The organism is Micrococcaceae bacterium Sec5.7 (assembly GCA_039636785.1).
Taxonomy (GTDB): domain Bacteria; phylum Actinomycetota; class Actinomycetes; order Actinomycetales; family Micrococcaceae; genus Arthrobacter.
On the sequence record CP144169.1, the window covers coordinates 3,522,466 to 3,537,904 of the forward strand.

The 15,439-nt window shown below is 64.6% G+C and carries 12 protein-coding genes and 1 pseudogene; 11 read left to right on the forward strand and 2 right to left on the reverse strand.

The annotated features are described in order from the left end of the window. Positions 1 to 169: 169 nt before the first annotated feature. From V3C33_16870 to V3C33_16880, 3 genes are read left to right on the forward strand one after another with little or no spacing between them, the layout of a single operon-like run. Entirely contained in the window at positions 170 to 1,039 is an 870-nt protein-coding gene (locus V3C33_16870) for an IclR family transcriptional regulator (protein XAS67105.1), read from the forward strand. Next, entirely contained in the window at positions 1,027 to 2,055 is a 1,029-nt protein-coding gene (locus V3C33_16875; protein ID XAS67106.1) for an AAA family ATPase, read from the forward strand. The genes V3C33_16870 and V3C33_16875 overlap by 13 nt, the downstream gene beginning before the upstream one ends. Before the next feature lie 8 nt (positions 2,056 to 2,063). Beyond that, entirely contained in the window at positions 2,064 to 3,815 is a 1,752-nt protein-coding gene (locus V3C33_16880; GenBank protein ID XAS67107.1) for a cobalt chelatase, read from the forward strand. A 101-nt stretch (positions 3,816 to 3,916) separates the two neighbouring features. Here V3C33_16880 and V3C33_16885 read toward each other — a convergent pair whose 3' ends face one another. Then, positions 3,917 to 5,314, reverse strand: a complete 1,398-nt coding sequence (locus V3C33_16885) for an amino acid permease (GenBank protein ID XAS67108.1) — start codon at positions 5,312 to 5,314, stop codon at positions 3,917 to 3,919. 577 nt (positions 5,315 to 5,891) lie between these two features. On the opposite strand from V3C33_16885, the gene V3C33_16890 reads away from it, so the two are divergent. The 5 genes and pseudogenes from V3C33_16890 to V3C33_16910 all read left to right on the forward strand — a co-directional run bounded on the left by V3C33_16890 (position 5,892) and on the right by V3C33_16910 (position 9,953). Continuing rightward, positions 5,892 to 6,389 carry a hypothetical protein gene (locus tag V3C33_16890; protein ID XAS67109.1) on the forward strand — a complete coding sequence of 166 codons (498 nt, stop codon included), beginning with the start codon at positions 5,892 to 5,894 and terminating at the stop codon, positions 6,387 to 6,389. A gap of 986 nt (positions 6,390 to 7,375) precedes the next feature. Next, a complete protein-coding gene (locus V3C33_16895; GenBank protein ID XAS67110.1) occupies positions 7,376 to 7,567 on the forward strand; it encodes a hypothetical protein in 192 nt (63 codons plus the stop codon). A 351-nt stretch (positions 7,568 to 7,918) separates the two neighbouring features. Continuing rightward, positions 7,919 to 8,083: pseudogene (locus tag V3C33_16900) on the forward strand (QacE family quaternary ammonium compound efflux SMR transporter). Between the two features lie 184 nt (positions 8,084 to 8,267). Further along, a complete protein-coding gene (locus tag V3C33_16905; GenBank protein XAS67111.1) occupies positions 8,268 to 9,281 on the forward strand; it encodes an aldo/keto reductase in 1,014 nt (337 codons plus the stop codon). A 21-nt stretch (positions 9,282 to 9,302) separates the two neighbouring features. Next, complete coding sequence (locus V3C33_16910) at positions 9,303 to 9,953, forward strand: MBL fold metallo-hydrolase (GenBank protein XAS67112.1); 651 nt, start codon at positions 9,303 to 9,305, stop codon at positions 9,951 to 9,953. Positions 9,954 to 10,042: 89 nt separating this feature from the next. On the opposite strand, the gene V3C33_16915 is transcribed toward V3C33_16910, so the two are convergent. Then, positions 10,043 to 11,929 (reverse strand): DEAD/DEAH box helicase, encoded by a 1,887-nt coding sequence (locus tag V3C33_16915; GenBank protein XAS67113.1) that lies wholly within the window; start codon positions 11,927 to 11,929, stop codon positions 10,043 to 10,045. 435 nt (positions 11,930 to 12,364) lie between these two features. Between V3C33_16915 and V3C33_16920 the strand changes: the two genes are divergently transcribed. The 3 genes from V3C33_16920 (at position 12,365) to V3C33_16930 (ending at position 15,390) form a co-directional block, all read left to right on the forward strand. Next, a complete protein-coding gene (locus V3C33_16920; protein XAS67114.1) occupies positions 12,365 to 13,051 on the forward strand; it encodes a class I SAM-dependent methyltransferase in 687 nt (228 codons plus the stop codon). Positions 13,052 to 13,229: 178 nt separating this feature from the next. Continuing rightward, on the forward strand, positions 13,230 to 13,448 hold the full coding sequence (locus V3C33_16925; GenBank protein ID XAS69771.1) for a DUF1801 domain-containing protein: 219 nt from the start codon (positions 13,230 to 13,232) through the stop codon (positions 13,446 to 13,448). A gap of 457 nt (positions 13,449 to 13,905) precedes the next feature. Further along, positions 13,906 to 15,390, forward strand: a complete 1,485-nt coding sequence (locus tag V3C33_16930) for an amino acid permease (GenBank protein ID XAS67115.1) — start codon at positions 13,906 to 13,908, stop codon at positions 15,388 to 15,390. Positions 15,391 to 15,439 lie beyond the last annotated feature (49 nt).

A 15,439-nucleotide genomic window follows, 5' to 3' on the forward strand; every position in this document is an offset into this window, starting at 1 on the left:
AGGAATATAAAAAGTGGAACAATACGTTCCTGTTTTGGTACTAACGCCGAGATTATGGCAAAAAGACGAGCAGGTCAACGGCTATTTCAAATATTTGGAACCTCCCGTACGATATATTTGAACGCAGGATGCCGGATGCAGTGCGGCTTGATGAGGTGGAGGACAACAAATGGCTGAGATTCACAGGCTCAGTGACCCGCACGGGCGGTCGTCAACAGAGCTGGTCGGGGATACTCCCACCATGCGGCTGTTCTCCCTGCTGGAACTGATTGCCACCAAGGACCAGCTCTTCACGCTTCAGGGCCTGGTTGAGGAAACTGGCACGCCCAAGCCCACACTTCACCGCATGCTGCAACAGCTGGAAGGCTCCGGCCTGCTGATCCGGGAGAATAACGGCCGGCACTACGGTACCGGGGTCCGCCTCCGGCGCATGGCCGAGGACCTGCTGATCAATGACATGCACCACGGGGCACGGCACGCGGTGCTGCGCAATCTGGTCACGGAACTGGGCGAGAGCTGCAACGTGACCGCGGTATCCGGCAGCGAGGTGGTGTACCTGGACCGCATTGAAACGTCCGAACCGCTGCGCATCACGCTCCAGCCCGGATCCAGAGTTCCGGTCCATTGTTCGGCCAGCGGCAAAATGATCCTCTCCCAGCTCAGCCCGGCCCAGCGGAAGCGCCTCATTGCGGCCGCTCCGCTGGAACGCCATACGAACAAAACGGTGACAGACCCTGAACTGATCGAGGAGGAACTTCAGCGCGTCCGCCGGGACGGCTATGCGATCGACGACGAAGAATTCCTTCCGGGACTGGTCTGCGTCGCCGTGCTGGTCCCCACGACGAATGCAGTCTCCAATCTCTGTGTCGCCGTACAGGCGCCCGTCATGCGGCTCACACCGGAGAAGGGCCTGAAACTACTGCCCGCACTTCAGCGTGCGGCCGCGGCGATCGGCAAGATTGAAGCCGAGTCCGGTGGCGGCAAGAGCGACGACGGCGGCGCAACTGACGGGTCGGAGGACGAGCTGTGGACCAGCTGACGCGGCTGATGCCGGACCACATGGTCTCCGTCCGGGATACATTCAACCTCGACTCGGACCTGATGGTGGCGGCTTTCAGGGAAGCTGAGGAGCATGTCCCCGAGGTGGACCCGGCTTACAGGTTCAATCACGACGTCACGCTGGCCATCCTGGCGGCCTTCACCCGAAACCGGCGGATGCTGCTCCAGGGGCTACACGGGACAGGAAAATCCACTCACATTGAGCAGGTGGCGGCACGGCTGAACTGGCCCTGCGTGCGCGTCAACCTTGACGGCCACATCAGCAGGCTGGATCTGGTGGGGCGGGACACCGTGGTCATCAAGGACGGCAAACAGGTCACCGAGTTTCAGGAAGGGATTGTCCCGTGGGCCATCCAGCGGCCCGTGGCGCTGATCCTGGATGAGTACGACGCCGGCCGTCCGGATGTGATGTTCGTGATCCAGCGGCTCCTGGAGCGGGACGGCAAGCTGACGTTGCTCGACCAGAACAGGGTCCTTGATGTGCACCCCGGATTCCGTCTCTTTGCCACCGCCAACACGGTGGGACTGGGCAACCTTAACGGGATGTACCACGGTGTCCAGCGGCTCAACCATGCCCAGATCGACCGCTGGAACATCGTGGCGGCCCTGAACCATCCGCCGGCCCAGGACGAGATCGGGATTGTGCTGGCGCGGGTGCCGGAAATGGACCACCCGGCCGGGCGGCGACTGGTGGCATCGATGGTTGCCGTGGCCCAGCTGACCCGCGAAGGCTTCCGCGTGGGGGACCTGTCCACGCTGATGTCCCCGCGAACCGTCATCACCTGGGCAGAGAACATCGAGATCTTCGGTGACCCGGGCAAGGCTTTCAAGCTGTCATTCGTCAATAAATGCGATGAGGCTGAACAGCCGATCATCGCCGAATATTTCCAGCGCTGTTTCAACCGGGAACTGGACACGCCAGCAAAGTCAGAGTCTCCCGCAGCAGAACCGCAGTTCGCCACGCCTGTTCTCGCCACCGCCGTCGCTGTCGGGTAAGGCCGCCCATGGCCGCCCAAACGCAACCGTCGGAGACAGCCGGCCGGTCCGGCGCAGCAGCGGAGCTCCGCCGTCGCAAGCGTACCGATGAACTGTGCGCCGCGGCCATCCGCGGGCTGAGCGGACAGGGAGGATTGCATTTTCGCGGACCGGTGCTCTACCGGGAAAACACCCCGGTGGCCATGCCCGCGCCCCATCTCCACCCGGAAGCAGACGCTGATTTGGCTTCCTTCCGCGGAGCGGCCGACGGCATGGCCCTGCGGCTGCAGCACAGCGACGCCGCGCTGCACGTCAAGCTCTGCCCCACGGCGGCCGCACCCATGCTGGTGTTTGAGATGTTGGAACAGTTCCGCACCGAATCACTGTTGGATCCTGCAATGCCCGGCGTGCGGGCAAACCTGAACAGGCGTTTCCAGCAGTGGTCCCAGGACTTCGAGGCGTCCACCCTGAACGACACAGCCCTGGGAATTCTGCTGTTCACTGTGACCCAGGTCTGCCGGGCGCGGATCACCGCCGAACCCATGCCCGCAGCCTTCGAGAACCTGATCGAATCCACCAGGGCTGATCTGGCGCCGAGCATCGGATCCCATTTGGCCGCCCTGCGCCGGGAGCGTTTCTCGCAGTCCGGCTTTGCCCGGCACGCCGGCGCCATCGCGGAGGCGGTTGCGGCCCGGTGCCAGCAACTGGAAGCTCAGGAGACGCGGCCCGCCCGCTCCGGCGGCAGGGCGCCGGTTTTCCAGCTGCTCTTCGATCAGGAGGACGACGACGGCGCGGTCCCCACTGCCGGGTACGGACGCAGCGGCTCCCTGGAGGCCGGAGACGGGCGCTACCGGCAATTCTCCACGGCCTATGACCGCCAGCTTCAGGCCACGGACCTGGTCCGCACCGAGCTGCTGCGCGGATACCGGCAGCAGCTGGACGCTGACATCACCCGGCAGGGCATCAATGTGCCCCGGCTGGGCCGTGCCCTGGGTGCGGTGCTGTCCACACCGATCCACGATGGCTGGGACAGCGACGCACTGGAGGGGCGCCTCGATGGCAGCCGGCTGGCCCGCCTGGTCACGTCCACCGCGGACCGCAGGGTCTTCAGGACTGAAAGAATCGCGCCCCAGGCCGATGCCACCGTGACATTTCTGGTTGACTGCTCCGGATCGATGAAGGAACACAGCGCAGCGGTAGCGGCCCTGGTGGACGTGTATGCGCGCGCCCTTGAGCTGGCCGGTGCGCGCTGCGAAATCCTGGGCTTTACCACTGGTGCTTGGAATGGCGGCCGTGCCGGGAAAGACTGGATCCGTGCCAACAGGCCGGCGCATCCAGGGCGCCTCAACGAGGTACGGCACCTGGTATTCAAAGACGCCGACACCCCGTGGCGGCGTGCACGCCCGGGCATTGCCGGGCTGCTGAAGAAGGATCTGTTCCGCGAGGGCGTGGACGGCGAGGCCGTGGACTGGGCATGCGCGAGGCTCAACAGCGGGGGCCGGGACAACCGCTCAGAACGGCGGATCCTGCTGGTCATTTCCGATGGCAGCCCGATGGATGGTGCCACCGCGCTGGCCAATGACGGCCACTATCTGGAGCAACACCTGCGGGATACCGTGGCCGGTCATGAGGCAGCCGGCAGCGCCGAAATCTTCGGACTGGGAGTGGGGCTGGATCTGTCGCCGTACTACCGGCGGAACATCTCACTGGACCTGTCCGCGGGAACCAGCAGCGCCGTCGTCGGCCAGGTACTGGCCATGCTGGCCGCCCGCCGCCAATAATAACCAAAGCCCGCTGCGGGAGAGTGCCTCCATTGGCACTCTCCCGCAGCGGGCTCCGCAGCCAGGGCTGATTTCCGGGCTGAAAATTTCCCGTGGGCAGATCAGCTGCGGACTACCTCTGGTTCTTTGTCCAGATCCTCATGCAGGTCCTCATCTGCAGGGGGACCATCGCCGCTGTCCGGAGTGGATGCGGGCCGTTTCCCGTATCGTCTGCGCACCTCATAGCCGAGCAGGATCACAACGAGCGTCACGCCGCTCATCAGGAACTGGGACTGGGTGCTGGGAAGAATGGCCATGGCTGCGATCACGGCCAGCATCAGCGCGATGGTTGCGTAGCTCAGCCACGGAAAGAGCCACATCTTGAGCTTCAGCGCCCCCGGGTCTTCGCGGTCAAGCCGCTTGCGCAGCACCACCTGCGAAATGGCGATCACCAGATAGACAAAGAGGGCCACTGCGCCATACGAGTTCACCAGGAAGGCGAAAACCACGTCACCCCACACATAGACACAAACCACGGAAACGTATCCCACGGTGGTGCCCAGCAGGATGGCGCGGCGCGGAACGCCGCCCTTGGAAAGCTTGGTGAAGAACTTGGGTGCGTCGCCATTGCGGGTGAGGGCAAAAAGCATGCGCGAGGTGGTGTACAGCGCCGAGTTCAGGCAGGAGAGCACGGCTGTCAGGACAATGAAGTTCATGATGGTTGAAACCGCCGGGATGCCCATCACGTCCAGTACGGCCGCGTACGGGCTCACGCCAACGCTCTCGGCGTCCCACCGCTGAATGGACACCACAACGAAGATCGAACCGACGTAAAACGTCACCACCCGGGCCACGATTGAGCGCATGGCCTTCTTGACCGCCCGCTGGGGTTCTTCCGATTCGGCCGCCGCAATGGTGATGATCTCCGCGCCGGTATAGAAGGCCACACAGGGAACGACGGCGGCGAGCACCGCGCCCCAGCCCAGCGGCGTGAACCCGCCGTGATCGAACAGGTTCCCCAGCCCGGGCGTGGATTCGGGCCAGAGTCCGGTGATCCACAGGATGCCAAGTCCCAGGAACACCACGATGGCGACCACTTTGATTGAGGAGAACCAGTACTCGAACTCGCCAAAGGAGCGGGCCGAAACCATGTTCGTGGCACTCAACAGCACCATCAGGCCCAGGCTGAGCATCCAAAGCGGGGCCATGGGGAACCAGAGCTGGATGATCCGCCCGCCCGCGATGGCCTCGACGGCCACCACAATCACAAAGAAGTACCAGTACATCCAGCCGGTGGCAAAGCCAGCCCGCTGGCCCAACGCCTGCCGCGCATAGACGTAGAAGGAACCCAGTACGGGGCGCGCCACGGCCATTTCAGCAAGCATCCTCATCAGGAGCAAGGTGATGATGCCGGCGATGGAGAACGAAACAATCGCCGCCGGTCCTGTACTGCTGATCACTACGCCACTGCCGACGAACAGTCCGGCGCCAATGACGCCCCCGATCGCGATCAGATTCATATGTCGGTTCTTGAGGCCCTTTGTAAGGCCTGAATTCTCGGCCTGCCGAGGTTCGGCAATGTTCACGTTTCCTCCAAAATCTCTGACGGAACCCGTTGAAGTGCACTTTTGCGCCTGCGCCAAGAGGCGGGACTAGGGTCCACCGGAGGCATCGGTCCCTACAGTCTAGCTTTGAGTGATCCCGATCACTCCTCCTGGTGTAGCCCCAAACCTACGTAGGCAGCGTTAAGGTGCACAGAGCCAGATCACGCAGAAAAGAGGGAGCCAGCGTTCACCGGCTGAGCCGGTGGGACGCTGGCCACCCGGCGTCAAACCGCCTGGATCCCGGCCGGGAAAAACTTGATATCTGGAACCCGGAGGCCTCCTCGATCCCGGCGACCACGCAGCAAAGCCAGATAAACGGGAGATGCGCGCCGCAAAACTGGTCTGGATGATTCGACCTAATCTGGCCCCTGTAGTGTCCACTGATTCCGAGGATGCTTGGGGGTGCACATCGGCGTACCTGCGCTGATGAAACCCCAAGCAACGACCGGCGGCTAACAACCCGGGGTCTTTGTCATTAGAGGAGCCACATTTGATGAACAAGCGAATCACCACAGTTTTGGCTGTGGTGTCCCTGACCGGCCTGGCCTTGACCGGCTGCGGCGCCACAGCAGCGACGTCCACCGGTACAACGTCTGCCTCCACTGGTGCCCCGGCCAGCAGCTCCGCGCCGTCGGATCTCAAAACCGCTGAAACGACGCTCGGGGACATCGTTGTTAACGGAAAGGGAATGTCTGTCTACGTTTTCGATAAGGACGTCAAGGGCTCCGGGAAAAGCGCCTGCACCGGGGCGTGCCAGGCGATCTGGTCCGCGGTCACCACGAGCACCGACACCCCGGTCGTGGAGGGCGTGAGCGGGAAGGCCGGCGTCATCACCACCGAGGCCGGCACGAAACAGGTCACGCTCAACGGGATGCCCCTGTACCTGTTCTCCAAAGACGCCGCCCCGGGCGACGTCAAAGGCCAGGGCGTCAACAAGATCTGGTGGGTCACCACCCCCACAGGAGAAAAAGTCAGCACACCTGCCAGCTAGTCGTCCCGGCTGGTCTACGGGCTGCATACTTTTCTTCCGTGTGCAGCCCGGACCCGGGCCGGAACCGGAACGCGCCCCACCCGGACACGATCAGCTACAAGTCGGACTTGGCGTGCCACCATTGTGTGCCATCCATCCGGGCACGGGATCAGGATCGTGCCTTCTCTTTATGCCGCGGCCCTAACCACCGGGGCCGTAAGTACCGGGGCTGTCGATGACCCGCCGGCGTCTGCCGCGCACGCGAATCCGGAAGGATTCCCGGACAGGGCCTGAGCAGGCTCCGGCGTTACCCGGCGCACAGCCCATCTCGGCGAGTGACCGTGTGTACACGGCGGACCAGACCTCCAACACTGTGACGGTCATCAATCCGGCAACGGTCAAGGTTTTGGGCACCATCTCCCTCGGGGGCCCGCGACTGACTGATGTGCTGGGTCCCCAGTACTTGCGTGCGGTCGATGTGCATGGTCTGGGGTTTTCCCGGGACGCCAGGTCAGTGTCATCGACATCCTCGGGCGCCGGGTCGTTACGAAGCTCACCACCGGCCCCGGCACCAACCACCCCAATTTTGTTGATACTCCGAAGGGCCAGTCCGTCTACCTGACGGTCGGGGGATCAAGTGAGACCAAGGTCTACCGGCAGGATTCCGCCCGCGAAGAACCATCGTATGTCGGCTCGGTTGCTTCCTCCGGAGTAGAACCGCATGGCATCTGGCCGAGCCCGGACAGCAGCCGGGTTTACGTCGTCAACGAGCACTCGGACACCGTGGACGTCATTAGCACGGCCACACAAAAGGTGGTTGATACCCTGCACGTCGGCCAGGAAGGGCAGGCCCTCATCTACGTTGCCGGTGCCGTCCCGTCCGGTACAGGCGAACAAATCTCGGCCGCCAGGGACTCGATCAACCGGTCGCGAACGCCGATGTGTCCGTACCCGGTGAGCCCAAGGCAGCGGTCGGGCTGACGGTGCGTGGATTGACGGGGCCGGACATGGTCGAGCTCAGCGCGCAGGGGCTGACTCCGAACACGGCCTACACCGCCTCCAGCACATTCCACGGCATGCAGATCCCGCTGGTAACTTTTCGAACAGACGCCCAGGGGGCAGCTCCCCAGGTGCTGGCATTCACTAAGTTCTTTGGCATCTACGGTGTGAGCACCCTCACCGTGCAACCCGCCACCTGACACCGACAGGCCAAGCCCGGTCGTTCCGCTACGGAACCAGGTCGACCTGCCAAAGGCTTCACGGCGCAGAGACTTGTGTGGGCTGTCGCGTTGACCGCCCGCAAACAGGCCGACTGAGCCTTCGGCCTGAGCAGGACCGAAACCGCCAAACGAGGCTACCGGCCACGGGAGACGAAGCATTCAGCCATGCCCGATGGCGAGGCGTGTCGACGACCATTTCCCGTGAAAACGTGGGAGGGGCTCGGGACATGATGTCTGATGGAAGTGCTTGCCTGCTTCCGTCCCGACCCGCTTTTGCTCGATGATCCGGCGGACATCGACGTGGATCCCAACACGAGGCGTGGCGCCCCTGGGATCGGCGCGGCCCTGACCGTGGGCTGGGCGATGCTCACCGGCGTCGAACCTGCCAGCCCGCTGAAGCTGATGTTCATCGCGGGAATTGTGGGGTGCGCTGCGGGGCTGAAGCGTCTGCCAGCCGGTGCGCCAACCAAGTTGCCGGCTCTCCCGCCCAGTTAGTCCGGCTCCATGCGGCGTGTCGGCCCCAACACGCCGGGCAGCCCACCGATTGGGAATGGGCAACTGGGCAGGATGGTCAGGATGGTCAGGAATACTGACGCGGCTGCCGGGGTTCTTGGCAGGGGAGGCAGTCAGCGCCGCACAACTCACACGGCACCTCCCAACAGCGAAGCGGAGAACCACAATGACGGCAGCAACATCAGTTCAGCTCGGCGACGGCCTTGTTGTCAGCCCGCTCGGATTCGGCGGCATGGCCCTCACCCCGGTCTACGGCGAGGTTGACCCGGCCGAAGCGATAAAGACTCTGCACCACGCAGTTGATGCCGGCGTCAGCTTCATTGACACCGCGGATATCTACGGTGGAGGCAGCAATGAGGAGCTGATTTCCCAGCTACTCACGGAGCGCCGGGGCGAGATCCAGCTGGCCACCAAGTTCGCCCTGGTGGGCAACCCGGCCGCCGGTTACACGGATGTCCGGGGTGACGCCGCCTACGTGAAGCAGGCTGCAGAGGCCAGCCTCAAGCGCCTGGGCACGGATGTCATCGACCTCTACTACATGCACCGCCGTGACCTCCGCGTTCCGATTGTGGAAACCGTGGAGGCCATGGCGGAGCTCGTGCAGCAGGGCAAGGTCCGGCACCTTGGCCTGTCTGAAGTGACAGCCGAGGAGCTGCGCGAAGCAAGCAGCATCCACCCCATCGCCGCGGTCCAGAGTGAATGGTCCATCTGGAGCCGCGATGTGGAACGCAACGTTGTTCCGGCCGCGGCCGAGCTCGGCGTGGGTTTTGTGCCGTACTCGCCGCTGGGCCGGGGATTCCTCACCGGCACCGTTGACGTCTCCCAGCTGGGAGACAACGACTTCCGACGCCGGATCCCCCGTTTCGCCGACGGCGCCCTGGACGCCAACCAGGCCGTTGTGGCAGCCGTGCAGTCCGTCGCTTCAGAACTTGTGGTTTCAGGGCGCAGCGCAACGCCCGCACAGGTGGCGCTCGCCTGGCTGCTGGCGCAGGGCACACGGCTCGGCCTGCCGGTGGTCCCGATCCCCGGCACCCGCAAGGCCCGCCGGGTCGACGAAAACCTTGGCGCCCTCGCTTTGACCCTCACCACAGCGCAACTGGAGAAGCTCGACGCCGCTGCGGACGCCGTCGTCGGCTCCCGTTCCGCGGATCCCAAGTGGGTGTCCGAGGGCCGTGAATAGCGTTTCCGTAGACTGAGGCCCATGGACACACTCATTCACTCGTTGCGCGACATCACCATCCGCCGGATTTCGGTCGGCGAGATGGACAACAACGTGTATCTGCTCACCGCCAAGGCAACGGGTGCGCAGCTGCTGATCGACGCCGCCGACGACCTGCCCGCAATCCAGAGCCTGATCGCAGGCTCCTCTGCGGACAGTGAGGTGACACCGAAGCTCGCACTGATCGCCACCACACATCAGCACTGGGACCATGTCCGCGCGCTGCCAGGGCTCGTGAAAGCCACCGGGGTCAGGACATCAGCCGGCGTGGATGATGCCCCGGAGCTGCCGGTAGCCGTTGATGTACTGCTGGAGCACGGGGACGTCGGGAACTTCGACGGCTTCGATGTCACCGCAGTTCACCTGCGAGGGCACACGCCGGGATCCATCGCCTATGTGTACCGGGACCCGGCGGGCCCGGCGCACATTTTCTCCGGCGACTCGCTGTTCCCCGGGGGCGTTGGCAACACCCAGAAGGATCCGGAGCGGTTCCAGCAGCTGATCGCCGATGTCAGCGAGCGGCTGTTCGACGCGTACCCGGATGACACCGTGGTGCACCCGGGCCACGGCAGGCCCACCACCCTCGGCGCGGAACGCCCGCACCTGCAGGAGTGGCGCGCCCGCGGCTGGTAGGCCGCTTAAATGCCATCGAGTGCTCCGATAACGCCGTTATGATCCTGCTAAACGGCGTTTACGGAGCACTCGATGTTTAGTTTCAGAGCCTAGCGGCTGCGGCGCTCGTTAGAGGCCGGAGCCGAAGCACGGCGGGGGCCGCTGCGGGCCGGACGGCCTTCGCTGGAGCGGCCGTTGCCGCCGCCGGCGTAGGATCCACCGGAGTTGCCCCCTGTGTTGGAAGACCAGACAGCCTTGTTGCCTGCATTGCCTGAAGCCCCGGCACCTGCACGCTGGCCGGCTCCGCCTGTGCGGGCGCCGGTTCCGGCGGCACGCTGTCCCGTTGCCGGACGTCCGTTGCGCTGGCCTCCTGCTGCGCCGCCGCGCGGAGCCGAAGCACCGCGTGAGTCGCCGCGTCCTTCAGGTGCCCGCACGTCAGACCCGCGGCCAGCCGATGAACGGCCACCTGCTGCGGGTACGTCGTTGCGGTGCGTGTAGGCAGTGCTGCGGGCGCGTGAGCTGCGGCGTTCGGCGCGCTCGGCGTCCATGCGGTCTTCGTTCTTCTCCGTGACGCGCTCTGCAGCGTTGCGGGCAGCAGCCTGGCCCTCGTAAGCCACGGCGCGGCGGTCAGCACGGGCAAGATCGGTGCGCGGGGCTTCTGACGAAACCCGCCCGCGGCCGCCACGTCCACCACGGCCACCCGCGGTGGGTGCAGCCTGGGTGGTGCGGCGTGCGCGCTTGCGCTCGGCGTTGGCGCCGGTGGAGCCTCCGCCGCCCTGCTGCGACTTGGCCGCCAGTAGTGCCGCACGGGTGCGGGGATCGATCTTGTCGGCCATTTCGCCCACCAGTTCAGCAACCAGCGGGGAGTTGGCGGTGACGCGCTCGAAGTTAACCTCGACGCCGGCAGCCTTCATCAGCTTCTTGACGTCAGACTGCTGCTCCGGCAGGGTCAGAGTGACCACAGTGCCATCCGAGCCCGCTCTGGCCGTACGGCCTGAGCGGTGCAGGTAAGCCTTGTGTTCTGTGGGCGGGTCAACGTGGATGACCAGTTCGATGTCGTCCACGTGGACGCCGCGGGCTGCGACGTCGGTGGCCACCAGGACACGGACCTCGCCGGAGGAGAACTCCGCCAGGTTGCGGTCACGCGCATTCTGCGACAGGTTGCCGTGAAGGTCGACGGCGGGGATGCCGGCGTCCGTCAGGGTTTTGGCCAGCTTGCGTGCGTGGTGCTTGGTGCGCATGAACAGCACACGGCGTCCGGCACCCGAGGCGAGCTCAACAATCAGCTGCTTCTTGACGGTCTGGTCGTTGACCACCAGGACGTGGTGTTCCATGGTGGTGACCGAGGCCTGGGGATCATCCACGGCGTGCGTCAGCGGGTTGGACAGGTAACGCTGGACGATTTTGTCCACACCGTTGTCCAGTGTCGCCGAGAAGAGCAGGCGCTGGCCCTTGGCGGGGGTCATGTCCATGAGCTTCTTGACGACCGGCAGGAAGCCGAGGTCGGCCATATGGTCGGCCTCGTCCAGCACGGTGATTTCCACGGCTTCGAGGGTCAGGATGCGCTGGCGGATGAGGTCCTCCAGGCGGCCCGGGCAGGCGATGACAATGTCAACGCCGGCGCGCAGTGCCTTTTCCTGGCGGGCCTGGGAGATGCCGCCGTAGATCACCGTGGTGGTCAGGCCCATGGCCTTGGCCATCGGCTCGATGGTGGCGTTGATCTGCGTAGCCAGCTCGCGGGTGGGTGCAAGGACCAGGCCCATGGGGCGGCCCGGCTTGCGGAAATGCTTGGCTTCGCGCTCAGCGAGTCGTGCTACAAGCGGGATAGCGAAAGCAATGGTCTTACCGGAGCCAGTGCGGCCGCGGCCAAGGACATCGCGTCCGGCCAGGGTGTCCGGGAGGGTTTTCACCTGGATGGGGAACGGGGTTTCAATTCCCTGTGCGGTGAGGGTGTCGGCGAGGGCCTTGGGCGTGCCAAGGGCAGCGAAAGTAGTCATGTATTTCAAGGGTCTTTCTGGCGGTATCCGTGAGGATATCGGCCCCGATGCCGGTTGGCTCAGGGGTTCGCCGAAGAAAAGTCAGGTGGTCAACCGGGCTGCTGCCAAACATACAAGGCGGCGGCTGGGACCAAATAGAACGCGTTCATCGACGCAGGATGTGCCTCTCACATGAAAATAGCCCACTCCCTGCCGGACGAATCCTTGGGGCGAACCGGTTGATGAACCAGTTCAAAAGTGGGCATCACTGCACATCAAGTTCCACCAGTCTATCATCCGCCTGACCAGGGCCCCGACATCCCACTCCCCGCCCCCTCCCACTTCCCCAACTGACCGGCATTAGATGTCGTTATCAGCGCTCAAAACGACATCTAATGCGACCCAGTTGGGCTGGGAACCGTTGCCATGCCGGGCGCCGTGGAGCAGGCTGGAGCCATGACGGAACACGGCAGGGATCATCCGGGAGCGCACCACCAGGATCAAGGCAACACGCACGACGGCGCCGCTCACCTTTGGGACCAAATGTACCGGACCCGCCCGCGCATCTGGAGCGGGAAGCCCAACCCCCAGTTGGTGCGGGAGGCATCCGGGCTGAAGCCGGGCCGGGCTCTGGACCTCGGCTGCGGCGAAGGCGCCGATGCCCTGTGGCTCGCACAGCAGGGCTGGACGGTCACCGCCGTCGACGTGTCCGCCGTCGCGCTTGGACGCGCTGCGGCGCATGCCGCGGAGGCAAAGCACGGGCCCCGGATCACGTGGGTGCAGCAGGATCTGGCGGCGTGGCAACCCGAAGCGGAATTCGATCTCGTGTCCGCGCAGTTCCTGCATTCTCCGGCCCTTCCATGGCAACAATCGCTCAAGGCGGCGGCATCGGCCGTGCGGCCGGGCGGCACCCTGCTGATTGTGGGCCACCACCCGGACCGGCTGCCGCCCTGGGGCAGCCACATGTCAGCTGACAGGTTCTTCACGCCTGAGCAGCTGGCATTCGAGCTCCATCCCACCAGACCGGGCTGGCGGCTGGACGTGGCGGCCAGCCGGGAGCGCGCGGTCGAGGGCCCGGACGGGCAGCGGGCCACGATCGCCGACGCCGTATTGCGGGCCACTAGGGAAGGTGGGCAGCTGTGAGGTACGCCGTCGATCCGCGCGTCGACGAATATATCGACGCATTGCCGGACTGGCAGCAAGCCATCTGCCATGAGGTCCGGAGTGTGGTCCACGCCGCCGACCCCGAGGTCGTCGAAACCATCAAGCGAACGAAACGAATCGTCCGTACTTCGTACTCCAGGGCAACATCTGCGCACTGCTGGCAGCCAAGGACCACGTCAATCTGTTCCTGTACGACGGCGCCATGGTCCCTGATCCCGAACACATCATCGCGGCAGGACATGACAACAAGACCGCACGCACCGTTGCCTTCCGCCAAGGTGAGGCGGTCAACGCCGCCGCACTTATCGAAATGCTCAAGTGCATCATCGCCAACAACCGCTCCGGCGGCAGGCACAAGATGAAAGGCGGTCGTTAGCCCGGCCGCGCAGCTGAGGGACGAACGGCTGGACCATCGCTCGCGTTGACAGGTTCATGCTCGGTTCGAAAACCCGGCGGACAAGGGTCGACACTTGGTTCCACGAACCTCGACATTTGTCGAGTAACTTTCCCTCCAGCCGCCAGGCCAGGACGCCGGCCTGCGGCTCCGGACGGGCTGCGCACGCCCTCTCCGCTAAACGCGGCACCACGCGGGAGAATGCCCTTTCCCGACGCTCGGCGAGGACGCGCCGGGCAGTCGCCGTGGCTGCCCGGACCGCCCATCGGCGCGGACCGGCCGCCCGCCGGAGGGTTCGGAACGGCCCGAAACGTGGACCTATTGTTGATCCACAAGCCCGATCTGTTACCTCCGTCACATCTGTGAGGGATCCGCACTGTCGGCGTTGCGGCCCTCCGGTTCCCGCTTCGCCCCGCCCGTGACAAGGAAAGAAGCATTTATGTCTGAACGCACCACCACGGTTGCCGCGAACACCGCAACCGAATCCGCCACCGGGGGCCACAGCCAGGAACCGCATCTGGCCCGCGCGCTGGGCAACCGCCATATCCAGCTGCTCGCCATCGGCGGCGCCATCGGCACCGGCCTGTTCATGGGCTCCGGCAAGACCATCTCACTGGCCGGCCCGTCCGTGATCTTCGTCTACATGATCATCGGCTTCATGCTGTTCTTCGTGATGCGGGCCATGGGTGAGATCCTGCTTTCCAACCTGAAGTACAAGTCCTTCAGCGACTTTGCCGGGGATCTCCTGGGCCCGTGGGCCAGCTTCTTCACCGGCTGGTCCTACTGGTTCTTCTGGGTGGTCACCGGCGTCGCCGACATCGTGGCCATCGCCGGCTACGTCGACAAGCTCGCTCCGGGAACACCGTTGTGGATCCCGGCGCTCATCACGCCCCTGGTGCTGATCGTGCTGAACCTTCCCAGCGTCAAGGCCTTTGGTGAGGCGGAGTTCTGGTTCGCCATCATCAAGGTGGTGGCCATCGTCGCACTGATCGCCACCGGCGTGGTCATGATCGCCACCCACTTCACGTCGCCCAACGGCGCGGTGGCCAATCTGGCCAACATGTGGAACGACGGCGGAATGTTCCCCCATGGGATGTTCGGCTTCGTCCTCGGCTTCCAGATTGCCATCTTCGCCTTCGCCGGCATCGAGCTGGTGGGCACCGCCGCCGCGGAAACCAAGGACCCCGAAAAGAACCTGCCCCGGGCCATCAACTCCATACCGGTCCGTGTCCTGCTCTTCTACGTGGGCGCCCTGGTGGTCATCATGGCGGTCAACCCGTGGCGCAGCATCGACGCCGCCAGCAGCCCGTTCATCGGCATGTTCACCCTGGCCGGCCTGGGCATCGCCGCCGTCGTCATCAATCTGGTGGTGCTGACCTCCGCAGCCTCCAGCGCCAACTCCGGAATCTACTCCACCTCCCGCATGGTTTATGGCCTGGCCCAGGACGGCAACGCACCGAAGGCCTTCGGGAAACTGAGCATCCGCAAGGTTCCGCAGAACGCCCTGCTGTTCTCCTGCATCTTCCTCTTGGCCGGACTGGTCCTGCTCTACTCCGGCGACTCCGTCATCGGCGCCTTCACCATCGTCACCTCAGTGGCGTCGGTGCTGACAATGTTTGTCTGGTCCATGATCCTCATCAGCTACATCGTGTTCCGCCGGCGCAGGCCCGCGCTGCACGCGGCCTCGGCCTTCAAGATGCCGGCCTCGCGCGTCATGCCGTATGTGGTGCTGGCGTTCTTCATCTTCATGCTCGTGGCGCTGGCTCAGGCCGCTGACACGCGTCTTGCGCTGGTGGTGGCGCCGGTCTGGTTCATCTTGCTGGGCGTGGCGTGGTACTTCAACCGCCAGACCCCCCTCCAGCAGGCCCGGATCGAAGAATGGAAGGCCATGTCCACAGCCGAAAAAGTCGACGTCGCCCGCTGACCCCGGCCGCGGTGCAGGCAGTCTCCCTTTGCCTGCACCGCGGCGCGGC